Source organism: Kribbella sp. NPDC004138, assembly GCF_053603655.1.
Genome location: NZ_JBSGFZ010000005.1, coordinates 233012 through 257969, shown reverse-complemented (window position 1 = coordinate 257969; position 24958 = coordinate 233012). Strand labels below are relative to the sequence as shown.

The 24958-nt window shown below is 70.9% G+C and carries 26 protein-coding genes and 1 riboswitch; of the genes, 23 read left to right on the top strand and 3 right to left on the bottom strand.

The genetic code is table 11. From position 1 onward, the window contains the following. The first annotated feature begins 4 nt into the window (after nucleotides 1-4). The 10 genes from surE (at nucleotide 5) to ACWEOO_RS09055 (ending at nucleotide 10862) form a co-directional block, all read left to right on the top strand. Entirely contained in the window at nucleotides 5-760 is a 756-nt protein-coding gene (surE, locus tag ACWEOO_RS09100) for a 5'/3'-nucleotidase SurE (protein WP_452142528.1), read from the top strand. Nucleotides 761-817: 57 nt separating this feature from the next. Continuing rightward, nucleotides 818-945: riboswitch (cobalamin riboswitch) on the top strand. 59 nt (nucleotides 946-1004) lie between these two features. Further along, nucleotides 1005-3062 carry a putative cobaltochelatase gene (locus ACWEOO_RS09095; RefSeq protein ID WP_452142527.1) on the top strand — a complete coding sequence of 686 codons (2058 nt, stop codon included), beginning with the start codon at nucleotides 1005-1007 and terminating at the stop codon, nucleotides 3060-3062. 1 nt (nucleotide 3063) lies between these two features. Beyond that, nucleotides 3064-3678, top strand: a complete 615-nt coding sequence (gene cobO, locus ACWEOO_RS09090) for a cob(I)yrinic acid a,c-diamide adenosyltransferase (RefSeq protein ID WP_359929656.1) — start codon at nucleotides 3064-3066, stop codon at nucleotides 3676-3678. Further along, nucleotides 3672-5018 carry a cobyrinate a,c-diamide synthase gene (locus ACWEOO_RS09085; protein WP_452142526.1) on the top strand — a complete coding sequence of 449 codons (1347 nt, stop codon included), beginning with the start codon at nucleotides 3672-3674 and terminating at the stop codon, nucleotides 5016-5018. Before cobO ends, ACWEOO_RS09085 begins: the two co-directional genes overlap by 7 nt. Continuing rightward, on the top strand, nucleotides 5015-6373 hold the full coding sequence (gene bluB, locus ACWEOO_RS09080; protein WP_452142525.1) for a 5,6-dimethylbenzimidazole synthase: 1359 nt from the start codon (nucleotides 5015-5017) through the stop codon (nucleotides 6371-6373). Before ACWEOO_RS09085 ends, bluB begins: the two co-directional genes overlap by 4 nt. Then, nucleotides 6370-6966 (top strand): hypothetical protein, encoded by a 597-nt coding sequence (locus tag ACWEOO_RS09075; protein ID WP_452142524.1) that lies wholly within the window; start codon nucleotides 6370-6372, stop codon nucleotides 6964-6966. The genes bluB and ACWEOO_RS09075 overlap by 4 nt, the downstream gene beginning before the upstream one ends. 168 nt (nucleotides 6967-7134) lie before the next feature. Further along, nucleotides 7135-8187, top strand: coding sequence for a LolA family protein (locus tag ACWEOO_RS09070; protein WP_452142523.1), 1053 nt, complete (start codon nucleotides 7135-7137; stop codon nucleotides 8185-8187). Nucleotides 8188-8204: 17 nt separating this feature from the next. Further along, nucleotides 8205-9131 (top strand): ATP-binding cassette domain-containing protein, encoded by a 927-nt coding sequence (locus ACWEOO_RS09065; protein WP_452142522.1) that lies wholly within the window; start codon nucleotides 8205-8207, stop codon nucleotides 9129-9131. Beyond that, nucleotides 9118-10026, top strand: coding sequence for an ABC transporter permease (locus tag ACWEOO_RS09060; protein ID WP_452142521.1), 909 nt, complete (start codon nucleotides 9118-9120; stop codon nucleotides 10024-10026). The genes ACWEOO_RS09065 and ACWEOO_RS09060 overlap by 14 nt, the downstream gene beginning before the upstream one ends. A 5-nt stretch (nucleotides 10027-10031) precedes the next feature. Further along, on the top strand, nucleotides 10032-10862 hold the full coding sequence (locus ACWEOO_RS09055; protein WP_452142520.1) for a putative RNA methyltransferase: 831 nt from the start codon (nucleotides 10032-10034) through the stop codon (nucleotides 10860-10862). A 44-nt stretch (nucleotides 10863-10906) separates the two neighbouring features. Here the strand turns inward: ACWEOO_RS09055 and ACWEOO_RS09050 are convergent, their stop codons facing one another. After that, the gene (locus tag ACWEOO_RS09050; RefSeq protein WP_359929642.1) at nucleotides 10907-11575 is read right to left on the bottom strand and encodes an FMN-dependent NADH-azoreductase; all 669 of its coding nucleotides are present in this window, start codon (nucleotides 11573-11575) and stop codon (nucleotides 10907-10909) included. 125 nt (nucleotides 11576-11700) lie between these two features. Here ACWEOO_RS09050 and ACWEOO_RS09045 point away from each other — a divergent pair, with 125 nt between their 5' ends. Further along, nucleotides 11701-12249 carry a MarR family winged helix-turn-helix transcriptional regulator gene (locus ACWEOO_RS09045; protein WP_452142519.1) on the top strand — a complete coding sequence of 183 codons (549 nt, stop codon included), beginning with the start codon at nucleotides 11701-11703 and terminating at the stop codon, nucleotides 12247-12249. Nucleotides 12250-12253: 4 nt separating this feature from the next. Here the strand turns inward: ACWEOO_RS09045 and ACWEOO_RS09040 are convergent, their stop codons facing one another. Continuing rightward, entirely contained in the window at nucleotides 12254-12904 is a 651-nt protein-coding gene (locus ACWEOO_RS09040; protein ID WP_363710840.1) for a response regulator transcription factor, read from the bottom strand. A gap of 1 nt (nucleotide 12905) precedes the next feature. Further along, nucleotides 12906-14198 carry a sensor histidine kinase gene (locus ACWEOO_RS09035; RefSeq protein ID WP_452142518.1) on the bottom strand — a complete coding sequence of 431 codons (1293 nt, stop codon included), beginning with the start codon at nucleotides 14196-14198 and terminating at the stop codon, nucleotides 12906-12908. A 383-nt stretch (nucleotides 14199-14581) separates the two neighbouring features. On the opposite strand from ACWEOO_RS09035, the gene ACWEOO_RS09030 reads away from it, so the two are divergent. The 12 genes from ACWEOO_RS09030 (at nucleotide 14582) to ACWEOO_RS08975 (ending at nucleotide 24858) form a co-directional block, all read left to right on the top strand. Further along, nucleotides 14582-15607 (top strand): ABC transporter substrate-binding protein, encoded by a 1026-nt coding sequence (locus ACWEOO_RS09030; protein WP_452142517.1) that lies wholly within the window; start codon nucleotides 14582-14584, stop codon nucleotides 15605-15607. Nucleotides 15608-15628: 21 nt separating this feature from the next. Beyond that, on the top strand, nucleotides 15629-16426 hold the full coding sequence (locus tag ACWEOO_RS09025) for an ABC transporter ATP-binding protein (RefSeq protein ID WP_452142516.1): 798 nt from the start codon (nucleotides 15629-15631) through the stop codon (nucleotides 16424-16426). Further along, on the top strand, nucleotides 16423-17217 hold the full coding sequence (locus ACWEOO_RS09020) for an ABC transporter permease (RefSeq protein ID WP_452142515.1): 795 nt from the start codon (nucleotides 16423-16425) through the stop codon (nucleotides 17215-17217). The genes ACWEOO_RS09025 and ACWEOO_RS09020 overlap by 4 nt, the downstream gene beginning before the upstream one ends. After that, nucleotides 17214-18302, top strand: a complete 1089-nt coding sequence (locus tag ACWEOO_RS09015; RefSeq protein WP_363710846.1) for an Ldh family oxidoreductase — start codon at nucleotides 17214-17216, stop codon at nucleotides 18300-18302. The genes ACWEOO_RS09020 and ACWEOO_RS09015 overlap by 4 nt, the downstream gene beginning before the upstream one ends. Then, nucleotides 18302-18697, top strand: a complete 396-nt coding sequence (locus ACWEOO_RS09010) for a RidA family protein (RefSeq protein ID WP_452142514.1) — start codon at nucleotides 18302-18304, stop codon at nucleotides 18695-18697. Before ACWEOO_RS09015 ends, ACWEOO_RS09010 begins: the two co-directional genes overlap by 1 nt. Nucleotides 18698-18738: 41 nt before the next feature. Continuing rightward, complete coding sequence (locus tag ACWEOO_RS09005; RefSeq protein WP_452142513.1) at nucleotides 18739-19572, top strand: fumarylacetoacetate hydrolase family protein; 834 nt, start codon at nucleotides 18739-18741, stop codon at nucleotides 19570-19572. Next, a complete protein-coding gene (locus ACWEOO_RS09000; protein WP_452142512.1) occupies nucleotides 19569-20279 on the top strand; it encodes a GntR family transcriptional regulator in 711 nt (236 codons plus the stop codon). The genes ACWEOO_RS09005 and ACWEOO_RS09000 overlap by 4 nt, the downstream gene beginning before the upstream one ends. Continuing rightward, a complete protein-coding gene (locus tag ACWEOO_RS08995; RefSeq protein ID WP_452142511.1) occupies nucleotides 20276-20998 on the top strand; it encodes an SDR family NAD(P)-dependent oxidoreductase in 723 nt (240 codons plus the stop codon). The genes ACWEOO_RS09000 and ACWEOO_RS08995 overlap by 4 nt, the downstream gene beginning before the upstream one ends. Before the next feature lie 16 nt (nucleotides 20999-21014). After that, nucleotides 21015-22574: an FAD-dependent monooxygenase gene (locus ACWEOO_RS08990; protein ID WP_452142510.1), complete on the top strand. Its 1560-nt coding sequence runs from the start codon at nucleotides 21015-21017 to the stop codon at nucleotides 22572-22574. Next, the gene (locus ACWEOO_RS08985) at nucleotides 22571-22960 is read left to right on the top strand and encodes a cupin domain-containing protein (protein ID WP_359929620.1); all 390 of its coding nucleotides are present in this window, start codon (nucleotides 22571-22573) and stop codon (nucleotides 22958-22960) included. Before ACWEOO_RS08990 ends, ACWEOO_RS08985 begins: the two co-directional genes overlap by 4 nt. Continuing rightward, nucleotides 22950-23861, top strand: coding sequence for an amidohydrolase family protein (locus ACWEOO_RS08980; protein WP_452142509.1), 912 nt, complete (start codon nucleotides 22950-22952; stop codon nucleotides 23859-23861). Before ACWEOO_RS08985 ends, ACWEOO_RS08980 begins: the two co-directional genes overlap by 11 nt. A 64-nt stretch (nucleotides 23862-23925) precedes the next feature. Then, nucleotides 23926-24858, top strand: coding sequence for a zinc-binding dehydrogenase (locus ACWEOO_RS08975; protein ID WP_452142508.1), 933 nt, complete (start codon nucleotides 23926-23928; stop codon nucleotides 24856-24858). Nucleotides 24859-24958 lie beyond the last annotated feature (100 nt).

Here is a 24958-nt window from a genome sequence, read left to right as displayed (position 1 = left end):
GGACATGCCGCGAGTCCTGATCACGAACGACGACGGTTACCGCGCTCCAGGCATCCGGGCGCTCGCGCCGGCGATCGCCGAGCTCGGGTACGACGTACTCGTGGTGGCCCCGATGCTCGACGAGAGCGGCGTCGGATCGGCCCGCGCGGGGATGGTCGGGCGGCCGGTCCGGACCGCATCCGACGTGGAGAACGGCGTCACGTTCATCGGCATCGAGGGCACTCCGGCGCAGGCGGTGACGATGGCGCAGGCCGGTTCGTTCGGGCCGACGCCGGACCTGGTGCTGTCGGGCATCAACCGCGGGCTGAACATCGGCGTGTCGATTTTCCACTCGGGCACCGTCGCGGCGGCGCTGACCGCGGCCGAGACCGGTACGTCGGCGGTCGCCGTCAGCATCGACTCCGAGAACCCGGCGCACTGGCCGACCGCGGCGACGATCGCCGGTGAGGCGCTCGGGTGGATCGCGGACGAGCCGGGCGGGACGGTGCTGACGATCAACGTCCCGGACCGCCCGCTGGAACAGCTGGCCGGCGTCCGGCACGCGTCGCTGGCCGTGCCCCGGCGTACCCGGCTGGTCGGTGCGACCGCTCCGACGGGCGAGCCGATGATCGTCGTCGAGCGCACCCAGGCCACCCCGGTCCCGGGCACCGACGAGGCGTTCCTCGCCGACGGTTTCGTCACCGTCACACCGATCGTCGGCATCCGCGAGGTCAGGGACGACGCAGCCGCGACAGCGCTCGCCAAACGCCTGACCCGCTGAAGCCGTACGTGGTGAGGACCACGTGACCGGGGTGCGTTGTGGGGCGCGCGGGTGTGCCATGATCGGGCCGACGAGTGTGGAGGAACACCGGTGACCAGCGTGCTGGGAGTCCGGGGCGGTCCCGCCACTGTGACCAGGGTCTGATCCCTGGAAGCCAGGACATCCGCGGTCGTCCGCCGGGCTGCCGGCGTACCAGTGCCGTAGCGGGCGTGGACACCCGCTCGACGAAAGGGATCCACCGCCGATGCGGTCCGTGCGTTCGACCAGCTTCCCGTTCACCGCGATCGTCGGGATGGACGATCTCCAGCTCGCGCTGATCCTGGCGGCGATCTCGCCGGCCATCGGCGGGGTGCTGATCCGCGGCGAGAAGGGGACGGCGAAGTCGACCGCCGTCCGCGCTCTCACCGAGGTCCTGCCGCCCGTGGACGTCGTCGCCGGCTGCCGGTTCTCGTGCGATCCCGACCACCCGGATCCCGCCTGCCCGGACGGTCCGCACACCGGGGAGCGGTCCGTGCGGGCAGCGCGGCTGGTCGAGCTGCCGGTCGGCGCGACCGAGGACCGGGTGCTGGGCTCGCTGCACCTGGAGAAGGCGCTCGCCGAGGGCGTCACCGCGTACGAGCCCGGGCTGCTCGCCGCGGCGCATCGCGGACTGCTGTACGTCGACGAGGTCAACCTGCTCCACGATCACCTGGTCGACGTACTCCTGGACGCCGCCGCGATGGGGCGGGCGACGGTCGAGCGCGACGGCGTCTCGGTCACGCACCCGGCGCGGTTCGTGCTCGTCGGCACGATGAACCCGGAGGAGGGCGAGCTGCGGCCGCAGCTCCTCGACCGGTTCGGGCTGACCGTCGACGTGGTCGCCAGCCGGGATCCCGCCGTCCGCGTGGAGGTGATGCGCGCGCGGCTCACCTACGAGGCGGACCCGGAGACTTTCACGGCCCGGCACGACGGCCCGCAGCGGGAACTGGCCGAGCGGATCGTGAAGGCGCGCGACCTGCTGCCCGAGGTGATCCTCACCGACTCCGCGCTCCGCCAGATCGCCGAGATCTGCGCGTCGTTCGACGTCGACGGGATGCGCGCCGACCTGGTCACCGCCCGCACCGCGGTCGCCCACGCCGCGTGGTCCGGCCGCACCGTCGTCGAGGTCGACGACGTCCGCGCCGCCGCCAAACTCGCCCTGCCGCACCGCCGCCGCCGGAACCCCTTCGACGCCCCCGGCCTGGACGACCAGCAGCTGGAAGAGGCCATCAACAACAGCACCCCACCCACCGACCCCGACGACGACCCACCCCACCCGGACGACCCGGGTCCGGGCGGACAGGGTTCGGACGGTTGCCAGGACGGCGTGAGTCCTTCCGACCAGGGTGACCCGGCGAACCGGTCGGCCGAGGTGGACTCGGATCACCTCCGTGACGGCACGCCTTCGGGCGCATCTTCGGATGGCGACGAGGCGGTCGCGGGTTCCGCACCGAGTGGCGAGGTTGTGGGCGCCTCCGAGCCCTACAAGGCCCGTCTGCTGAGCGTGCAGAGCGCCGGCGCCGGGGTCGCCGGCCGGCGCGGACGGGCCATCACCGAGGTGGGTCGCGTGGTCGGCGACCGCGCTCGGGTGGGCCGCGAAGCCGGACGGCCGCATGTGCTGGGGACCGTGCGCGCCGCGGCGCCACACCAGAACGTTCGCGGGCGGAGCGGTCCCGGGCTGGTGGTCCGCGCGACCGACGTACGGCTGGCGGTGCGCGAAGGGCGTGAGGGCAACCTCGTGCTGTTCTGCGTGGACGCCTCCGGCTCGATGGGGACGAAGAAGCGGATGGCCGAGGTGAAGACCGCGATCGTCTCGCTGCTCCTCGACGCCTACCAGCGCCGCGACACCGTCGGCCTGGTCACGTTCGCCGGCGCCGCGGCGACGGTCGCGCTCCCGCCGACGGGCAGCGTCGAGACCGCCGTACGACGGCTCGAGTCGCTCCCGACCGGCGGCCGCACGCCGCTCGCCGAAGGGCTGGTGCAGGCGGCCGAGGTGCTGCGGATCGCGGCGATCCGGGATCCGCGCCGGCGTCCGCTCCTGGTGCTCGTCACCGACGGCCGCGCCACCCACGGCGACAACGCGTTCGCCCGCGCCCGCCAGGCCGCCGGATGGCTCGCGGACCGCGGTATCGCCACCGTCGTGGTCGACTGTGAGCCGCACCGCGGCGTCCGGCTCGGACTCGCCGCGGAGCTCGCGTCGGACCTCCGAGCCGAGTACCTCGACCTCGGAGACGTTGCCGCCGGCAACCTCGTCCGTGCAGTGACCGAGCGGAAGGCGGCCTGACATGCCGAAGGGACAACCGGTCGCCGTACCGGACGACGGCCTGACCACCCGGCAGCGCCGCAACCGGCCGCTGCTGATGGTGCACACCGGTGAGATGAAGGGGAAGTCGACGGCGGCGTTCGGGATGGCGCTGCGGGCCTGGAACCAGGGCTGGAACATCGGGGTCTTCCAGTTCGTGAAGAGCGCGAAGTGGAAGGTCGGCGAGGAGAGTGCGTTCAAGGCGCTCGGCCGGCTGCACGCCGCGACCGGTGAGGGCGGGCCGGTCGAGTGGCACAAGATGGGTGAGGGCTGGAGCTGGTCCCGCAAGGCCGGCACCGAGGAGGACCACGCCGCCGACGCACTCGAGGGTTGGCGCGAGATCCAGCGCCGGCTGGCCGCCGAGGCCCACGACCTGTACGTGCTCGACGAGTTCACGTATCCGATGAAGTGGGGCTGGGTCGACGTCGACGAGGTCGTCGACACGCTGGTCAACCGGCCCGGCCACCAGTACGTCGTGATCACCGGCCGCGACGCCGCCCCGAAGCTGCTCGAGGCCGCCGACCTGGCCACCCAGATGACCAAGCTCAAGCACCCGATGGACGCCGGGCAGAAGGGCCAGAAGGGCATCGAGTGGTGATCCCGCGCGTGGTCGTGGCGGCACCGTCGTCCGGCGCCGGGAAGACGACCGTGGCCGTCGGGCTGATGGCGGCGCTGCGCCGGGCCGGCCACGTCGTCGCGGGCTTCAAGGTCGGGCCCGACTACATCGATCCCGGCTTCCACGCCGTCGCGACCGGACGGCCGGGACGCAACCTCGACCCGATGCTGTCGGGGGAGGAGCGGGTCGGACCGCTCTTCGCGCACGGCGCGACCGGCGCCGGCATCGCCGTCGTCGAAGGCGTGATGGGCCTGTACGACGGCGCGCTCGGAACCGAGGGCTTCTCGTCGACCGCGCACGTCGCGAAGTTGCTGATGGCGCCGGTCGTGCTGGTGGTGGACGCGTCGGCAGCCGGTCGCAGCGTCGGGGCCGTCGTCCAAGGATTCGTCGCCTTCGACACCGAGGTACGGATCGTCGGGGTGATCCTGAACAAGGTCGGCACGGACCGGCACGAGGCCGAGGTCCGGGCGGGCGTCGCACCGACCGGCGTACCGGTGCTCGGGGTGCTGCGGCGGGACACGCGGCTGACGGTTCCGAGTCGTCATCTCGGCCTCGTCCCCGCCGACGAGCAACGCGAACAGGCCGAGCGGGCCGTCGACGCCGCGGCCGAACTGGTGCGCGACGGCGTCGACCTCGAGGCGTTCGTCGCCGCCGCGAAGGCCGCGCCCGCACACGACGCCACACCGTGGGACCCGTCGGCCGAGGTCACGTCGCCGGACGGCGCCCGGCCGGTGGTCGCGGTCGCGGGCGGACCTGTCTTCTCGTTCCGCTACACCGAGACTGCCGAGCTGCTCACCGCGGCCGGGGCCGATGTCGTCACCTTCGACCCGCTGACCGATAAGTTGCCCGAGGCAACCGCTGCGCTGTATCTCGGCGGCGGCTTCCCGGAGCTGCACGCCGAGGCGCTCGCCGCCAACACCGAGCTCCGCCATCAGGTCGCCAAGGAGGTCGCGGCCGGTCTGCCCGTGGTCGCCGAATGCGCAGGCCTGTTGTACCTGTGCCGCGAGCTCGACGGTCACCCGATGACCGGCGTACTCCCGGCGACCGGCCGCATGACCGGACGCCTCACGCTCGGCTACCGTACGGCGGTCGCTGCCAGCACCACACGGTTCTTCGACGAGGGACGCCGGGTGCGCGGTCACGAGTTCCACCGCACCACGCTCGACACGGACACCGACGTACGGCCTGCCTGGCATCTCCCGGGCGGCGTGGAAGGCATCACGCTGCCGCACGTCCACGCGTCGTACCTGCACCTGCACTGGACCGCCACCCCGGACGTCGCCGCCCGCCTCGTGACGGCCGCGCGCGAGCGTGCCCGGTGAGCCTCGTCCTCGGCGTCGGCCTTCGCTCCGGTACGCCGTACGCCGAACTGCACGAACTCCTCACCACGATCCTGCGCGAGCAACCCGACACGATCAGCCTGGTCGTCACGGTCGAAGGCAAGGACCGCGAGCCCGCAGTACGGCAACTGGTCGACGACTTGGGCGCCGAGCTGCGAACGTTCTCGGCCGACGAACTCGCCGAGCAGCGGGTGCCGACGCCGAGCGAGCAGGTCGAGCAGCTCAAGGGAACCCCGAGCGTTGCCGAGGCCGCTGTCCTCGCCACAGGTGCCCAGCTCGTCCTCCCGAAGCAGCGAAGCTCGAACGCGACCGTGGCGCTCGGCCGGACGTCGGCCGCGGCCGGGTACGGGCCGGGGGACCGGGAGGCCGTGTACCGGGTGATCGCCGAGCGGCGCGACGTCCGGCGCGGGTTTCTGGATCTCCCGGTCGACGATGCGACGCTCGGGCGGGTGCTCGGGGCGGCGCACCGGGCGCCCAGTGTGGGATTGAGCCAGCCGTGGGACTTCCTGGTGATCCGCCACGTCGCGACCCGGCGCAAGGTGCATGAGCTCGCGGTCGCGCAGCGGGACGCGTTCGCGGCGTCGCTCCCGCCGGACCGGCGCGCGGCGTTCGACGGGCTGAAGATCGAGGCGATCCTCGACGCGCCGCTGAACATCGCGGTGACCTGCGACCCCGGCCGCGGCGGCCGGCACGTGCTCGGCCGGCACGCGGATCCGCGGACCACCCTGTTCTCCGCCGCGATCGCGATCCAGAACCTCTGGCTCGCCGCCCGCGCCGAAGGTCTCGGCGTCGGCTGGGTCTCGTTCTTCGAGCCGGCCGAGGTCGCGGCGGTCCTCGACCTGCCCCGGCACATCGAGCTGATCGGATACCTCTGCGTCGGGTACGTCGACCGGTTCGCGCCGGCGCCCGAGCTGGTCCGATCCGGGTGGGCCAAGCGCCGCCCGCTGTCCTGGGCGGTCCATCACGAGGAATGGGGCCGCCGGACCGCCTCGATCGTCGGCGACGCCGAGCAGGCCGCGCAGGCCGTCGTACCGGCGGCCGGTCAGTGTGTGCGGGTGGTCGTCGGCGGTGACGCGGCACAGCTCCAGGACGCGGAGGCGCTGGTGGTCGACCTGGGGACGGACCGGCCGGCCGCTGATTTCGGGGTGTTGTGGAGGGCGGCCCGGACGCCCGCGGAGGCCGTGGAGTTCGGCGTCGAGATCGCCAGGGACCTGGCCCTGCAGGGCGTCGGGCAGCTCGTCGTACAGGTCGTCGAGGATTCCGAGCGGGCCGTGGCGCTCGCTCGCGGTCTGCAGGTCGGTGCGTCGGCCTGTGGTCTGACACACTCCTCCGCATGAATGCTGTGATGTATGCCCCCGCCTTCTCGATGAAGCAGCGCGTGACGATGATGGCGAACAAGTACGAGCTGATCGCCACCAACCCGGACGGCAGCGACGGCCCGTTGCTCGCGTTCGCGCAGCAGAAGCGGATGGCGTTCAAGGAGCAGGTGACGTTCTACAGCGACGACACCAAGTCTCGGCCGGTGTTCTCGTTCAAGGCCCGCAAGACCATCGACCTGGGGTCGGGGTACGACGTGTACGACGCCGACGGGCAGGTGATCGGGTGGTTCAAGAAGGAGTTCGGCAAGAGCCTGCTGCGGTCGAGCTGGCAGCTCAGCGCGCCGGGCGTCGAGGCGGACGGCACCGAGCGCAACCAGACCGTCGCGATCGTCCGGCGGGTCTGGGACTTCGTGCCGTTCATCGGCGAGATCCCGCTGCCGTTCATCTTCCACTTCGACTTCACCGACCGGTCGACCGGGCAGCCGGTGCTCTCGGTGGAGCGGAAGCTGTCGGTCCGCGACCGCTACCGGATCACCGTCCAGGACGAGCGCCTGGACTTCCGCGTCGCGGCCGCGATGACCGTGGCCCTGGACGCGCTGCAGTCCCGCTGAGGCTCCGGCGTACGACCACGGTCGTACGCCGGGCTCACTCTTTCGGGTGAACCTACCCTGAGGGCACTTGGATCCGCCCCGGCCCGGTGCGAGGCTGTATCCATGGGCGTAGCACAGCGCAGTCGACGGTGGTTGGTTCCGGTCACGGCGGTTGCCGTGGTGGCGGGCGTGGGGGCACTCGGGCCGATGGTCGCCGATGCCTCGCCGAAGCTGCCCGGGATCACCGCGCAGGACCTGTTGGCGAAGGTGCAGACGGCGAAGGTCGACGGCCTGAGTGGCACCGTCCGCTCGGACGCGGACCTCGGCCTGCCGGCGATCCCCGGGATGGCGCCCGGCACCCAGCAGGTCACCGACCTGCTCAGCGGCGAGCACACTGCCCGGGTCGCGTACGCCGGCCCGGACAAGGCGCGCGTCTCGATCATCTACAACCAGGCCGAGCGCGTCTGGACGACCGACGGGAAGTCCGCCTGGGCCTACGACTCGTCCAAGCGCGAGGCGACCAAGCTGACCCTGCCGGCCCACCGGACCGCCCGGCCGGAGTCGAGGCCGGAGTCGTACGACCCGCAGGCGGTCGCCAAGCAGTTCCTGGACGCGATCGACCCGACCACCAAGGTCGAGGTCAGCGGCACCGAGAAGGTCGCCGGCCGGGATGCGTACAAGCTGCGCCTGGTGCCGAAGACCGACAAGACGACCGTCGGGTCCGTGACGCTGGCGATCGACTCCAAGACCTGGGTCCCGCTGGACGTGACGGTGATGCCGCGCAAGGGCAACGACCCGGCGCTCGAGCTGGGCTTCAGCTCGGTGTCGTTCGACGTACCGGCCGCGTCCACGTTCACCTTCACTCCGCCGAAGGGTGTGAAGGTCACGGACCAGAAGGTGCCGTCGACGGCCGGGCCGAAGCGGGTCGCCCCGAAGCAGACCGAGCCGAAGCAGATCGAGCCGAAGAAGCCCGGTACGGCGACGCAGGACAAGCCGACTGTCATCGGTGAGGGCTGGGAGAGCGTCGCGATGATCCGCGGTGCGGAGACCTCGGGCCTGACCGGGAACGGCATGCTCGCGCAGTTGCTCGCCAAGGCGCCGACGGTGCAGGGCACGTGGGGCAAGGGCAAGGTGGTGACCAGCAAGATGGTGAGCGCGCTGATCACGGACGACGGCCGGGTCTTCGTCGGCCTGGTCACCCCGGACACCCTGCAGGCCGCCGCTGCGAAGGCCCCCCGCTGAACAGCCGGATGACCGGCATGCCGGTCATCACCCGCGGGCTGACCAAGCGGTTCCGCGGCGGGCAGGTCGCGGTGGACGCGGTCGACCTGGAGGTGCCGGCCGGCAGCGTGTTCGGTTTCCTCGGGCCGAACGGGTCCGGCAAGACGACGACGATCCGGATGCTGCTCGGCCTGATCGCGCCGACGGCCGGCGAGGTCGAGCTGCTCGGCGAGCCGATGCCGAAGGCGCACCTGCGGGTGCTGCCCCGGGTCGGCGCGCTGGTCGAGGGGCCGGCGTTCTACCCGTTCTGGACCGGGCAGGCGAATCTGCTCCGGTTCGACGCCGCCGACCGCACCGCCGACCCGAAGACCCGCAAGGCGCGCGCCGGCGAGGCACTCGAGCGGGTCGGGTTGTCGAACGCGGCCGGCAAGAAGGTCCGCGCGTACTCGCTGGGGATGCGGCAGCGGCTCGCGATCGCGGTCGCGCTGATGCAGCGCCGGGAGCTGCTCGTCCTGGACGAGCCGACGAACGGTCTCGACCCGCAGGGCACCCGCGAGGTCCGGCACCTGATCCAGGAGCTGGCCCACGACGGTACGACGGTGTTCACCTCGACCCACCTGCTCGCCGAGGTGGAGCAGGTCTGCACGCACGCCGCGGTGATGAGCCGCGGCAAGCTGCTCCGCCAGTCCACGGTGGCCGACCTGCGCGCCGAGCTCCGTCCCCGGCTCGTGGTCCGTACGCCGGACCTCACCCAGGCGGCCGAGACGCTGCAAGGTCTGGGCGTCACGGAGCTGAAGACCACCGGCGAGACCGTCGAGGGCGATCCCGGCGAGCTCCCGATCGAGAAGTTCGCCGCCGCGCTGGTGGCGGCGGACGTGCGTATCCACGGCTTCGGCCTGGAACGCCCCAGCCTGGAGGACGCGTTCGTGGCACTCACGGGGGAGGGCTTCGATGTCGCCGAGTGAGACCGCCGACGTGCCGGCCGGCCCGGGCGCCGGTGCGCCGCCCGCGCCGGAGACGGGGGCTGTGGCCGGGCAGGAGCCGAGAGCTGGGCGGCATACGCTCGCGCTGTTCGTCTCGGAGTTGCGGCTGGTGTTCGCGCGGGCCCGGACGCAGGTAGGCCTCGGGGTCCTGGCGGCCGTGCCGTTGCTGATCGGGATCGCGATCAAGATCGCCGGCACGGACCCTGGGGCCGAAGGCTTCATCGGTCAGGTCGCCGGCAACGGCTTGTTCCTGATCGTCGCGAGTCTCGGCCTGTCGCTGCCGTTCTTCCTGCCGACCGCGGTGACCGTGATCTCCGGGGAGTCGCTGGCCGGCGAGGCCAGCCTTGGGACGCTGCGCAACCTGCTGACCGCACCGGCCGGCCGGTCCCGGCTGCTCGCCGCGAAGATGGTCGCCCTGGCCGTGTTCTGCCTGACCGCGACGATGACGATCTGGATCTCCGGCCTGATCGTCGGCTTCGTCCTGTTCCCGGTCGGCGACGTCCTGCTGCTGTCCGGCTCGACCGTCTCGCTCGGCGAGGGCCTGCTTCGCGCGCTCGGCATCGCCGTCGTGATCTCGCTGTCGCTGCTCGGCCTGGCCGGCATCGGCCTGTTCATCTCGTCGCTGACCTCGACCCCGCTGGCCGCGATGGCGGCGACGTTCGGCACGTTCATCGTGCTCGGGATCCTGACCGCGATCCCGCAGCTGCACGCGATCCACCCGTGGCTGCTGATGTACCGCTGGCAGTCGTTCGCCGACCTGCTCCGCGATCCGCCGTACTGGCACGAGATCGGCCGCAACCTGCTCCTCCAGGGCGGCTACCTCGCGGTCTTCTACGCAGCCGCCTGGGCCCGAATCACAAGCCGCGACATAACCTAGGCCAGGTGGAAGGCGACCTCGTCAAAGTCCTGCGCTGCCCGGTCTGTGCGGATCCGCTGGCGCTGGACGGCCGGACGGCGCGCTGCGCGCACGGTCACGCGTACGACCTGGCCAAGCAGGGCTACCTGAACTTGTTGCCTTCGGCGTCGACCGGGATCGAGGGCGACTCGGCCGCGATGGTCGGCGCCCGCACGGTCTTCCTCGGCACCGGCCACTACGCGCCGATCCGCGACGCGCTCATCCTGCGGGCGGACCTCGGGGAGGACGACCTGGTCGTCGAGGTCGGCGCCGGCACTGCCTACTACCTGTCCGGCGTCCTGGGCCTGTCCCCCGACCGCCGCGGGATCGCCCTGGACGTCTCGAAGTACGCCGCTCGCCGCGCGGCTCGGGTGGACCCGCGGATCGCGTCCGTGGTGTGCGACGCGTGGCGTGAGCTGCCGTTGCTGGACGACTCGGTGCAGCTGCTGCTGAATGTGTTCGCCCCGCGCAACGCCACCGAGATGGCGCGCATCCTGGCGCCCGGCGGCCGGCTGCTCGTGGTCACCCCGAACCAGCCGCATCTCGCCGAGCTTGTCGACGTGCTGGGAATGGTGAGTGTCGACGACCAGAAGGAACGCCGGCTGGAGGAGTCGCTCGCGGGGGAGTTCGAGCGCGTCGGCAACGAACTGGTCGAGGAGACGATGCGGCTCGACCGGTCGGCCGTGGAGCAGTTGGTGCTGATGACGCCAAGCGCCCGGCACCTCGACTACCGCGAGCTGCTGCAGGGGATCGCCGTCCTGCCAGAGCCGGCGATCGTGACGCTGTCGGTGACGCTGTCGGTCTGGAGGCCCCGGTGATGCCGGCTCGAGCTCGGCACCACTAGAACCCGTTCAGCTCAGGGTCAGGCAGCCTTGCCGATCAGTTCACGGGCGACGACGCTGCCGTGGGTCCCGGCCTCCACGTGGGCCTCGGACTCCGAGACCTTGGACGCGTCGATCAGCTCCTCCATGCCCGGGGTGACCGGGGCCAGGGTGAGCTCGGCGGCGGCAGTCCGCAGGTTCATCCCGAAGACGTCGCCGAAGATGCGCTCGAGGTACGGCGTGGCGTGGTCCCAGCCGTGCTTCGGCGAGCCCGGTCCGTAGCCGCCACCACGGGCGATGGCGAAGATCGCCGGCCTGCCGGCCAGCGGGCGGGAACCGAAGGCCAGGTCCTTGTCGATCACGAGCAGATCGATCCAGGTCTTCACGTTCTGGGCGATGCCGTAGTTGTACATCGGTACGGCGAGCAGGACCGCGTCGGCGTTCACGATCTCGGCTTTCAGTTCGTCGGCGATCGCCTGGGCCTCGGCGAGCGGCATCCGGTCGGAGTCGGCGACCGGCTCTTGGCCGACCTGGGCGGCGGCCAGCGTCGGCCACACGGTCGCGGGCAGCGGGTGCTGTCCGAGGTCACGCCGGACGACGACACCGTCGGGGTGCTCGGCCTTCCAGGCGGCCTCCGCGCTGTCCGCCAGGGCCCGGGACACCGATCCTTCCAGCCGGATGCTGGCGTCGATGCGTAACAGGGTGCTCATTCGTTCTGTCTCCATCGCGTTGAGGGGGCGTGCTCGTATTGAGCTGTACTGAAGATAATCTGCTGAGCAGAACATATTCAAGTCAGATCGTATTCCAGGTGGCGTACACCCCGTACGATGGGGACATGTCCAGCACGTCGCCCGAGATCGCCGCCCGTTCCGCGCGCGGGGTCGCGCCGTCGGTGGCCGACGGCGCGCCGGTGGAGGCCGACCTCGGCTGGGCGCTCGGCGTGGTCTTCCGGCGGTACGCGAAGGCGGCCGCGTCGGCGCTGGAGGGGCTGCCCGGCGGCCCGCGGGGCTACCAGGTGCTCGCCACGACGAATGCCGAGGGCCCGAAGCGGCAGCTCGACCTGGCCGCCCAGCTCGGCGTCGACCGGACCGTGATGACCTATCTGCTGGACGACCTCGAGAAGGCGGGGCTGGTGCAGCGCCGGCCCGACCCGGCCGACCGGCGGGCGCGGCTGATCGCGCCGACCGAGGACGGGGTCGCGACGCTCTGCGACCTGGAGCGGCGGCTCCGCGCCGGCGAGGACGAGGTGCTCGGCATCCTCGACGAGTCGGAGCGCTCCAGCTTCCGGCTGCTCCTGCAGCGCCTGGCGATGACGGCGAACACCGTCGACCCGCTCCACAACGCCTGCACGCTGGCCGAGTCCGACGACCCGGCCAACACCTGACCGCTCAGTGCAGCGGCACGAAACCTGACTCGTAGGCGCGGATCACGGCCTGCGTGCGGTCGCGCGCGTTCAGCTTGGCGAGCACGTTGGCGACGTGGGTCTTCACGGTCTGCAGGCCGAGGAACAGTTCCGCGGCGATCTCCGCGTTCGAGAGCCCGCGCGCCATCAGCCGGAGCACCTCCTGCTCGCGCTCGGTCAACTGGTACCGGTCGAGCCCGTCGGCCGCCGGCGCACCGGCGTGGGCGAGCGCCAGGGTCCGGATCGCCTCGGGGAACAGCAGCGACTCGCTCTTCGCGACCGTGCGGATCGCCGCGATGATGTCGTCCGGCGGGGTCCGCTTGAGCAGGAACCCCGACGCGCCCGCGCGCAGCGCGTCGTACACGTAGTCGTCGTTCTCGAACGTCGTGACGACCAGGACCCGGGGCGCCGGGTCGAGGCTCTCCAGCAGCAGCCGGGTCGCCTGGATGCCGTCCACCGCGGGCATCCGGACGTCCATCAGCACGACGTCCGCGCCGGTACGGCGGACCAGCGGCAGCACCTCGGCGCCGTCACCGGCCTCGCCGACGACCGTGAGGTCCGCCTCGGCGTTGATGATGGCGCGCAACCCGCTCCGGATCAGCGGCTCGTCGTCGACCACGACCACCGACAGGTTCATCTCATCCTTTCGTCACGCTGACCGGCAGCTGCACCGCGAGCTGCCATCCCGGCTCGTCCGGCCGGGTGACCGGGCCGGCGTCCACGGTTCCCCGCAGTACGGCGACTCTTTCACGGATACCGGCCAGGCCGCGGCCACCGCCGGAGTGATCGGACCTGCCGCTGACCGGGTTCGTCACCGCGAGCCGCAGCCCGGACCCGTCGAGGCAGATCGACAGGTGCACGGTCAGCTCGCCGGCCGGGCGGCCGGCGTGCCGGATCGCGTTGGTCAGGCCCTCCTGCACGATCCGGTACGCCTCCCGGGACACCGCGGCCGGCAGTTGGTCCAGATCGCCGGACCGCTCGACCTCGACCGTGATCCCGCCGGCCCGGGTGGCCTCGACCAGCCGGTCGAGCCCGCCCAGCGTGGCCTGCGGCGACGTCCGGGCCCCCGGCCGCCGGTCGTCGCGGAGCAGGCCGAGCACGTGGTCGAGATCGGCCAGCGCCGCCCGGGCGGAGGTCTCCATCGCGGCCAGCGCGGTCTCGGCGAACTCCGGATCGGTGGCCAGCACCCGCCGGGCGGCCGCCGCCTGCAGCGTGACCAGGCTCAGCGCGTGCCCGACGCTGTCGTGCAGCTCGCGGGCCAGACGGTTGCGCTCGGCAAGTGTCGCGGTCTGCTTCTCGAGCAGCTCGATGCGCTCCGCGGCGGTCGGGCCGAGCACCCGCGGCGCCAGGTAGGCGAGGAGTGCCCCGGTCGCCGCCGACAGCAGGAACAGCCCGGCGAGACCGCCGATCGCCGCGGCCGGCATCCACAGGTCGCTCCAGCCGCCGCGGATGTCGTACGACCAGCCCGGGACGATGTCGCGCGATCCGGGGGAGCGGAACGGAGCCGCCAGCCAGATCGCGCCCACGGCGAACACGATCGTGCTGAGGATGCCGACGACGCCGCCGGCCACCAGGTGCAGGCAGAACCAGACGCTGGTCCGCCGCCGCTGCGCCCAGGTCCGCGCCGGGCCGAGCGGCCGCTCCTCGAACCGCACCGCGAGCAGCGACTCGACCGCGATCCCCTGGACCTCGCGGACGGCCGGCAGCAGGCCGAGCGCGACCGGGGGCAGTAGCGCGAGCAGGACCCAGATGATGCCGGTGGCAACCTTCGGCAGGTCCAGGTCGGAGACCACGGCGCCGAGCGCGCTGTCGACCAGGATGAACGCCAGCACCAGCGCCGCGCCGAGCAGCAGGTACACCCAGCGCAGGTACGTCGACGGACGCCACAGGCACCCGATCGCCCGCCAGACCCGCCGCGTCACCCGTCGCACCGTCACATCCTGCCAAAGGCCGGGGCGGCTCACCTCCCTCCCCGGAGTGAGCGCTGGGAAACCCCGGAATCCGGGCGGGCAGCGTGGGCTGGGTCACGAAGAGGTTGAGTGTTTACGCAAATTTGACGGAGAGTGGGCGGGTTCGGCCCTCGTGGGCGTCGCGATCTGCTGCTGCGGCAGGTACGGTCTGTGGTCGGGGCGGGTGCCCGTCCGGTTACAGCATGTGTTTCCGGACAGGTTTGGGGAACGGCTCCAGGACGGTGGCCGGCAGGACTGCGAGGACCGGCACGGCGGACGTTAAGTCCCCGTGAAGACCCCGCGGGCCGATTGACCACCTTTCAGTATTTGATGTTTGATCAAATATCGGGACGAGAGAGGTCGATATGAGGTTGAGGCGTTCCGTCATCGCCCTGATGGCGGTCCTGGGGCTCGCCCTGGTGAGTGCGTGCAACAGCGGTGACGACAGCGGCAAGGCAGCCGACAACGGGCTGCAGAAGGTCAGCTACCTGACGTCGTTCAACACCTTCGGACGCGAGGCGTACGCGTACGTCGCGCTCGAGAAGGGGTACTTCAAGGACGCGGGATTCGACGTCAAGATCACGCCCGGCAGCGGCACCGTCGACGTGATGAAGCTGGTCGCCGGCGGTCAGGCCGACTACGGCATCGGCGACTTCACCGCCACCGTCATCACCCTCGCCAAGCAGAAGCTCCCGGTGACCACCGTCGGCATGGTCCACCAGCGGTCGATGGCCGCGATCATGTCGCTGGAGGGCCTGGGCATCAACAGCCCGAAGGACCTGCCCGGCAAGACCATCGGCGACCAGCCGGGGTCCACGAACACCGTGATGTTCCCGGTCTACGCCAAGGCGGTCGGGATCGACGCGAAGTCGGTCACGTTCCTCCCGTCGCCGCCTCCCGGTCTGCCCGCGCTGCTGGCCTCCGGCAAGGTACAGGGCATCGGCCAGTTCGTGGTCGGCCAGCCGCTGATCGAGAACGCCGACAAGGAGAAGCACCGCAAGGCGGTCGTGCTTCCGTACGGCAAGGCGCTGCCGGACCTGTACGGCAACGCGATCATCACCCGGACGGACATGGCCAAGGACCACCCGGACCAGGTGAAGAAGTTCACCGGCGCGCTGCTCAAGGGCCTGCAGGACACGTACGACGACCCGGCCGCGGCGGCCGCGACGCTGAAGAAGTACGTGCCGAACACCGATCTCGCGGTCGCCACCAAGGAACTCGAGATCATGAAGGAGTACATCAAGCCGGACGACTTCAAGGGTCCGCTCGGCGAAGCCACGCAGGAGCGGGTGCAGAAGGTCATCTCGCTGCTCGAGGAGTCGGACGCGATCGGCAAGGGAGCGGTCAAGCCCGAGGACGTCGTCACGCTCAGCCTGGCTCCCAAGAGCTGACGTTAGGAGTTCTGGAACCGGATGATTCGCCTGGACGGCGTGGGGCAGGTCTTCGACGGACGCGAGGGCCGGGTGACCGCCCTCGAGAAGATCGACCTGCACGTTCGCGGCGGTGAGTTCGTCACGCTGATCGGCCGGTCCGGCTGTGGCAAGTCCACGCTGCTCCGGCTGATCGCGGGACTGCTTCCTCCGACGTCCGGTGTGGTCCAGGTGGCGGGGAAGCCCGTCACCGGACCGCGCCGGGACGTCTCGTTCATGTTCCAGCGGCCGGCCCTGCTGCCGTGGCGTTCGGTGCTGTCGAACGTGATGCTGCCGGTCGAGATCGACAAGGGCACCGGGGGGTCGTCCAGGAACAAGGCGGCCTACCGGGATCGGGCCCACCAATTGCTCGAGCTGGTCGGGTTGCAGGGCTTCGAGCGGCGGCTGCCGCATGAGCTGTCCGGCGGTATGCAGCAGCGGGTGTCACTGTGCCGGTCGCTGATCCGCGACCCGCAGGTGATGCTGATGGACGAGCCGTTCTCGGCGCTCGACGCACTGACCCGGACAGAGCTGTCCGAAGAGCTGCAGCGGATCAAGATGGAGCTGTCCACGACCATCGTGTTCGTCACGCACTCGATCGAGGAGGCCGTCGTGCTGGCCGACCGGGTGGTCGTGCTGACGCCGCGTCCGGGCCGGATGCGGGAGGTCGTCGACATCGACATCCCGCGGCCGCGCAGCCTCGGCCAGAACGCGCACCTCACCGAGGTCGCCGCGATCAGCGGCCGGCTGCACGAGCTGCTCGCCGAGAAGGAGATCGCCGACGAGGTGCGGCCGCGATGACCGGGCGGACGATGCCGAAGCGCACCTGGCTGACCGATTCGCCGGTGGCCGCCGTGATCCTTCCGATCGTCGGCCTGGCCGCGGCGATCGGGTTGTGGTGGGGCGCGACGGTCGTGTTCTCGATCGAGCCGTACCTGCTGCCGAGTCCGGGGGACGTGGTCGTCAAGTTCTTCGAGCAGCCCGGCTCGCTCCTGCGCGAGACCGGGACGTCGCTGCTCGAGACGGTCGAGGGTTTCGGGCTCGCGATCGTGGTCGGCGTACCGATCGCGCTCGTGATCGTCCGGTCGGCGGTCCTGGAGCGGCTGGTGTACCCGCTGCTGCTGATGGTGAACTCGATCCCGAAGGTGGCGATCGCGCCGCTGCTGGTGATCTGGATGGGCTTCGGGCAGTGGCCGAAGGTCGTGATGGTGCTGCTGATGTGCTTCTTCCCGATCGTCATCTCGACCGCGCAGGGGATGAAGTCGACGCCGGCCGAGCTGGTCGAGTTGATGCGGTCGCTGAACGCCGGCCGCGCGCAGGAGTTCTTCAAGCTCCGGCTGCGCTACGCGATGCCGCAGATCTTCACCGGGTTCAAGGTCGCGATCTCGCTGGCCGTGATCGGCTCGGTGATCGCCGAGTTCGTCGGCGCCACCAAGGGACTCGGGTACGTCATCCAGCAGTCCGGCGCCAGCGCCGACACCACCCTGGCGTTCGCCGCGATCACGCTGCTCAGCATCATGAGCATCGTCTTGTTCTATGCCCTCGTCCTGCTCGAGCACGTCCTGCTGCCCTGGGCCCGGGAAACCCGATGACCGCTCAAGCGTCCGACGCGGACCGGCGGGTGCTGGTCCGGCCCGAGTGGCTGGAGGCCACGGTGGCCGGCGTGTTCACCGCGCTCGGCTTCGAGTCCGAGGACGCGGACGAGATCGCCGCCGCGCTCGTCGAGGCCGATCTGCGCGGTGTCAGCTCGCACGGCGTGATGCTGGTCCCGATGTACGTCGAGCGGCTGAACGCCGGCGGCGTGACCCGGGAGCGCGAGCTCGACATCCTGTTCGACGCCGGCGCCGCGATGGTGGTCGACGCCCGCGGCGGGATGGGGCAGCTGTCCAGCCCGCAGGCGATGGGGCACGCGATCGAGCGCGCCGGCCGGTACGGGATCGGCATCGTCTCGGTGCGCAACGCTCACCACTTCGGGGCGGCCAGCCGCTGGGCGATGCAGGCCGGCGAGGCGGGGTGTATCGGTATCGCGGTGTCGAACACCACGCCGCTGATGCCCGCTCCCGGCGGCGCCGAGCGGCTGGTCGGCAACAACCCGCTGGCGATCGCGGTGCCGACCACGGCCGGCGTCGAGATCGTGCTGGACATGGCGCTGTCGGCCGTTGCCCTCGGCAAGATCCGGCTGGCGGCGTCGGCCGGGCGGCCGATCCCGGACACCTGGGCCACCGACCCGTCCGGCACGCCGACCACGGACCCGGACGAGGCGGTGCTCGGCATGCTGCTGCCGGCCGCCGGCCACAAGGGTTTCGGGCTGGCGCTGATGATCGACGTGCTCACCGGCGTGCTGAGCGGCGGCGGGTGGGGCGACCAGGTCCGCCCGCTGTACCGGGAGCCGGACCGGCCGAACGACTGCGCGCACCTGTTCCTGGCGATCGACCCGGAGTTGATGGGCGGTGTCGAGGACTTCAAGCGGCGCTCGTCCGGGCTGGCCGCGCGGGTTCGGGGGAGCGCGACGGCGCCGGGCGTCAACCGGCTGTACCTGCCGGGTGAGATCGAGGCCGAGCGCGCGGCGCAGCAGCGGCGGAGCGGCGTACTGATCGAGAGGTCGGGACTGGACGGGCTGCTGGCGACCGCGCGCGCGGTCGGCGCCGTCGTCCCGGCGGGAGGAGTAGTGGGCTGATGCCGAAGACACAGGTGACCACCGGCGCGTTGCGGAGCCCGAACGGGGTGTTCTCGCAGGCGACCACGGTCGAGGCGACCGGGCGGCTGGTGTTCGTCTCCGGGATGACCGCGCGCCGGCCGGACGGCGGCATCGCCGGCGTCGGTGACGTCCGGGAACAGACCCGGCAGGTGTGCGAGAACGTCAAGTCGGCGGTCGAGGCGGCCGGCGGCACGCTGGCGGACGTCTGCCGGGTGGATGTGTACGTGCGCAACATGGAGGACTTCGCGAAGATCCACGAGATCCGCGCGCAGTACTTCACCGAGCCGCTGCCGGCCTCGACGATGGTCGAGGTCAGCAAGCTCGCGCATCCCGACTACCTGATCGAGATCAACGCGATCGCCGTGATCGCCTGACCGGGGGGTGAACTCTGTGCGTGGCGTCGAGTGGACCTGAGATGAAGTACGTGACGGTGGAGCACGACGGGCGGGAGCGGCCCGGCGTCCTCGACGGCGACACGGTCCAGTTGCTGTCGGCAACGGACCTGACCGGGGTGATCACGGACGGCGCCTCGGTGGTGGACACGATCCCGTTCCGGGCGGACCTGCTGCGGGCGCCGTTGCGGCGGTTCCGGCGGGACATCCTCTGCACCGGGTGGAACTACTGGGACCACTTCGAGGAGAGCAAGGGCAAGCGCGAGGGGCAGGACGTGGACCGTCCCGAGCACCCGACGTTCTTCACCAAGGGCCCGGACGTGGTGATCGGTCCGTACGACGACATCGCCTGGGACCCGGCGATCTCCGCCAAGTGGGACTACGAGGCCGAGGTCGCGCTGGTGATCGGCAAGACCGGCAAGAACATCGCCGTCGACGACGCGCTCGGCCACGTCTGGGGCTACACGCTGGCGAACGACGTGTCGCAGCGGGACCTGCAGCGTGCGCACGGCGGGCAATGGCTGAAGGGCAAGAGCATCGACGACACGATGCCGCTGGGGCCGTGGATCGTCACCGCCGACGAGGTCGGGGACCCGCAGGACATCCGGCTGCAGTGCCTGGTGAACGACGAGGTGCGCCAGGACGCGTCGACGCGGCAGATGGCGTTCGACGTCGCCACCCTGATCAGCGAGCTGTCCTTCGGTATGACGCTGCGTCCGGGCGACCTGCTGCTCACCGGTACGCCGGCCGGTATCGGCAACGCCCGCGAGCCGCAAGTGTTCCTGCAGGACGGCGATGTGGTCGTGACCCGCGCGGACAAGCTCGGTGAGCTGCGCAACCGGGTGGTGCGCGGATGAGCGGCCCGTTGGAGTTGCTGCCGGGCGGCGGCAAGGGAGGTCGCCGTACTCTCGCCGAGCACGCGGCGGCCGAGTTGCACCAGTTGATCCTGTCCGGCGAACTGCCCAGCGGTACGCCGCTGCGGCTGGTGGAGCTGGCCAGCCGGCTGGAGATGAGCCAGATGCCCGTCCGTGAAGGCCTGCGGCGGCTCGAGGCGCTGGGGCTGGTCGAGATCATCCCGCATCGCGGTGCGTGGGTGCGGGACCTGTCGTTGTCCGATCTGCGGGACACCCACGAGACCCGGCTCGCGCTGGAGAGTCTCGCCGTCCGTGCTGCGGCCGTCCGCTTCACCGAGGAGGACCTGACCAAGGCCGCGGCTGCCTTGGCCGAGCACCTCCGGTTGTCGCGCGCGGAGGACTCCGCCGGCGCCCGTCAGGCCCATGCGGATTTCCACTTCGCCATCTACCGGGCCAGTGGGTCGCAGTGGTTGCCGCGAGCAATCGAGCCGGTCTGGCAGAACAGCGAGCGCTACCGGTTTGGCAGCCGGCCGACCGCATTCCTGATCGAGCGGAGCCGGCAGGAGCACCAGGCGATCCTGGACGCGTGTGTGGCCCAGGACCCGGACGCGGCCGAGCGGGCGTTGCGCAGCCATCTGGCGGGTGCGTTCCAGCGGATCACCGAGACGATGACATCGAAGCAGGCGTCGAAGGAAGAGGAGACGCCGTGAAGGCGCGCTTCGACGCGACCGGTGAGGTCGTCGTGATCACGGGCGGCGCGCAGGGCATTGGCGCGGCGCTGGCCGCCGCGGTGAACGCCGCCGGCGGTACGGCGGTCGTCTTCGACGTCACTGTGCCGCCCAGCGGTGTGGAGTACGTCAAGGTGGACGTAGCGGACCAGTCTGCGATCAAGGCCGCGGTAGCGGGTGTGCTGGAGCGGTACGGGCGCATCGACGGCCTGGTCGCCGGCGCGGCGGTGCAGCCGCGGTCGCCGGTGCTGGACATGGACGCGGCGTCGTGGAGCCGGACGTTGCAGGTGAACCTGGACGGTGTGGTGTGGGCGTGCCAGGCCGTCGTACCGCACATGGTGACGCGGCGGTCCGGTTCAGTGGTCGTGTTCACGTCGGGTATGGCGTCGACCGGGTACGCGGGCGCCGCGGCGTACTCGGCCAGTAAGGCGGCGCTGGTGGCGTTCGCGAAGACGCTGGCGGTCGAGGTGGCCGGCGACCGGGTCCGGGTGAACGTGGTCGCGCCGGGCGTGATCGACACCGAGCAGTTCCGCGGTGCGAACGCCGGTACGGACCGCGAGCACTGGCAGGACACCATAGGTATCGGCGACCCCGAGGACGTGGTCGGCCCGTTGCTGTTCCTGCTGTCGGACGCGGCCGCGATGACCGGGTCGGTGCTGACGCGGGAACGTGCCTTTGCCAAGCTCACGAGCTTCATCTAGCTGCACGGAGTGAGAGTTGACTGAACAGCTGCCTGTCGCCGTGGTGGGTGCCGGACCGATCGGTCTGACCACCGCACTGGGTCTGGCGCACTACGGCATCCCGTACGTGCTGCTGGAGGAGGACGCCGTCCTGTCGTCCGACACCAAGGCCGGTACGACGCTGAGCCGGACGCTGGAGATCTGGAACCGGTACGGCGCGGTCGACCGCATCCTTGGCGCCGCGCTGCGGATCGACGAGATCGGCGACATCGACCGGGCCACCAACACCCCGCGCGCGTCGGTGCAGCTCGCCGAGCTCGTGAACGACACGCAGTTCCCGTTCGTCATCAACCTGCCGCAGCAGAAGATGGAGCCGCTGCTGGCCGCGGCGCTTCCGGAGCCCGTGCGGACGCAGCACCGGCTCACGTCGTTCGAGGTGCTCGACGACCGGGTGGTACTGCAACTGGAGACCCCGGACGGCCCGCAGGAGCTGGAAGCGTCGCACTTGCTGGCTTGTGACGGTGGACGCAGCAAGATCCGGGACGCGCTCGGTGTGAAGGTGGTGGGGGAGACCCTGCCCGAGCGGTACATGCTGATCGACGTCGTGGTGGATCTGGACGTCGACAACGCCAGGGACTACCCGTACCTCGCCTACTTCGCGGACAAGTCCGAGTGGATGGTGCTGATCCGGCAGCCGGACAACTGGCGGTTCCTGTTCCCGCTGGCGCCGGGCGCCGACACACCGGATGACGAAGACCTGCTGGTGAAGGTGAAGCAGTTCATCGGCGAGGTGGACCGGATCGAGCTGCTCGGCTCGGTCGTCTACAACGTGCACCACCGGGTTGCCGAGCAGTGGACGAAGGACCGCAAGGTCTTCCTGATGGGCGATGCCGCGCACCTGATCACGCCGATGTGGGCGCTCGGCCTGAACACGGGCGCGCTGGACGCGTCGAACCTGCCGTGGCGGCTGGCCTGGGTGCTGCGGGGCTGGGCCGACCCGTCGCTGCTGGACGGCTACGAGCAGGAACAGCGTCCGGTCGCGATCGAGGGCTCGGGCGAGATGGCCGAGGCGGCGCGCAAGTACATGTCCTTCCAGCGGGGTGCTGTCACCGAGGCGACGGGCCCGTGGGCCACGGCGTACAACCGGACGCTGCTGAGTGTGCGGCTGGACGTCGAAGGTGTGGGCGACTGGTCGATGGTGGCCACCTCCGCCACGCCGCCGGCGGTCCGGGCGGGTGACCGGGCGCCAGACCTGGTGCTGCAGAGCCCGGCCGGCCGGACGTCGATCCACGACCTGTGCCGCGACTCGTTCGTCGCGCTCTACTTCACCGACGTACGGCGCCGGCCGGGGATCCCGGTCAACGAGTCGCCGGCGTTGCAGCATTACGCGGTGTCCCGCTGGGACGCGCCGCACGACTCCGGCCTGCGGGACCGGGCACTGTTCGACCCCGGCAGCGTCGCCACCAAGCGGTACGGCGTACCGGCGGAGAGCGTCGTACTGATTCGGCCGGACGGTCACATCGCCGCGGTGGCTCCGATGGGCCCCGGCGTGGCCGAGCAGCTGTACACGCGGGTGACCGGCCGGGAGGCCCCATGAGTATGGACGAGCCGCTGCGGGAGATCCTGCTGCAGACGGACGATCTGGAGTGGGTGGAGAAGTCGCTGGCCGGCCTGTCCCACAAGATGCTGTGGCGCGACCCGGTGACCGAGGCGTCGATCGCGCTGGTGCGGTTCGAGAAGGGCTCGGGGATCCCGTCGGAGCACAAGCACGCGTCGAACCAGTTCATGTTCTGCCTGTCCGGGCGGTACGTGTACCTGCCGACCGGGACGACGCTGACCAAGGGCAGCTTCTACTGGAACCCCAAGGGCGTCGTCCACGGTCCGACGCGTGCGGAGGAGACGTCCGTGCTCCTCGAGGTGTACGACGGTCCGCACTACCCGGAGCGTCCGGACTTCTACGACAACGACGAGGATGCCCGCTGACATGGCCGGCTGGGATGTCCACACCCACCTGATCCCGCCGACCGTGCTGTCGGCGGCGCAGCGGGGTGAGTTCGGGCTGTCCGTCGACAACGGCGCGCTGGTCGTCGACCGAGAGCGGCTCCCACTCGGCCGGCTCGCCGACCCGGCCGCACTGCTGCACTGGATCTCCGAGCAGGACCTCGACGGTGCTGTGGTGTCGGTGCCGCCGGCGCTCTTCCGGTACGACGCCGGCATCGAGTGGGCCGAGCTGGTGAACCACGGCCTCCGGGAGCTCGCCACACCTCAGCTGCGGGTGCTGGCGCACCTGCCGCTGCTCGACGCGGCCGCACCTGCGGTCGCCGCGTCGCTGGCGCAGGAGGGTGTCTTCGGCGGGTTCGCCCTCGGTACGCCGAGCTACGCCGGGCTGGATCCGGTGTGGCGCGTGCTGGACGCGCTCGAGGCGTTCACGCTCATTCACCCCGGCCACAGTGACGACGAACGGCTTGATTCGTTCTACTTGTCGAACCTGTTGGGAAACCCGTACGAGACCGGACTGGCGGCGGCTTCGCTCGTCTTCGCGGACGTGCCGGGGCGGTTTCCGGGGATCCGGTTCTGCCTGTGCCATGGGGGTGGTGTGACGGCGGCCGTCGCCGGACGGTGGCAGCGTGGGATCGACCAGGCCCGGCCGGGTATCGCACCGGTGTCCCTGCCGGTGTCCGAGGCGTTGCGCCGGTTCTACGTCGACGACCTGGTCCACGATGACGCCGTACTGGAACTGCTGACGAAGACGTTCGGGCCCGGACGGGTGCTGGCCGGCAGCGACTGGCCGTTCCCGATGGGCAGCGACGGAGTGTCCGCCGCGCGGTCCGCCACGGCCGAGGTACTGACCCGGCCGCTGGCGAAGGAGGTCGCCGAGTGGTGAGACGGGTCTTGCGTCTGGTCGTGGTTGTGATCAGATATCAAATCGTGGGGAACGGGGTAGTGAAGTGAGTACACGGGGGACTGTCTTGCGCAGTCATGGACCAGGGGAGCAGCTGAAGGCCGAAGAGGTCGAGCTGACCGCCGGCCCGGGTGAGACCTTGGTGGAGATGCGGCTGGCCTCGGTCACGCCGCTGGACCGGTCGGCCCTGTCCGGCCGGCAACCGTCGCCGTTCGTGCCTGGCTCCGAAGGAGCCGGCGTAGTGGTGCGCTCCGACGTCCTCGAACCGGGGACGCCGGTGGTGGTCCGCGGTGAAGGCGCCGGTGTGACGCGAGCCGGCGTCTGGGGCCGATATGCCGTCGTGCCGAACGCCGCCGTTCATCGGCTGCCACCGTCGCTGGAGGCCGGTACGGCGCTGGCGTTGATGACGCCGGCGTTGACCGCTCACACCGCCGTACGTCGCGTGGCCGACGTGCAGGAGGGTGAGACCGTGGTCGTCACCGGAGTGACCGGTCTGGTCGGGTGCATGAGCGCTGCGATCGCACGGGCGGCGGGCGCGGCCCGGGTGATCGGCCTGGTGTCGATGGACGACCGTGCCGACGACGCGAACGGACTGGTCGATCAGCTCGTCCGCGTCGACGGCCTCGGACAGGTGGGCCGGGAGCTGCCGTGGTGCGACGCGGTGATCGACACCATGGGCGGTCCGGTGGCCGGTGGAGTGCTCGGCCACATCTCTCCGGGCGGGCGGATCGCCGTCCTTGGGTACAAGGCCGGAGAGTTCACCACCATCGACCTGCACCAGCTGATCGGCCGGGACCTGCGGGTGCTGCCGGTGAACCTGCAGCGGACCGTGCTGGCGCCGGACGCAGTCGGCCAGGCGCTGGCCGGCATCGCGGGGACGTCCTGGCGAGCCGACTACGACGTCGTACCGGCGGACCGGATCAACGACGTTCTGGACCGGCCGGCGGGCCGGGTGCTGCTGGATCTGACGACTCTCTGACCAGCCGCGGGTGGGCTAGACCACTTGTATTTACTGAGCAATCCGTCGCCGAAGGGCGCCGGATACCCGGTCGGCGGCTACGGTACCTCCAGAGCTGAAG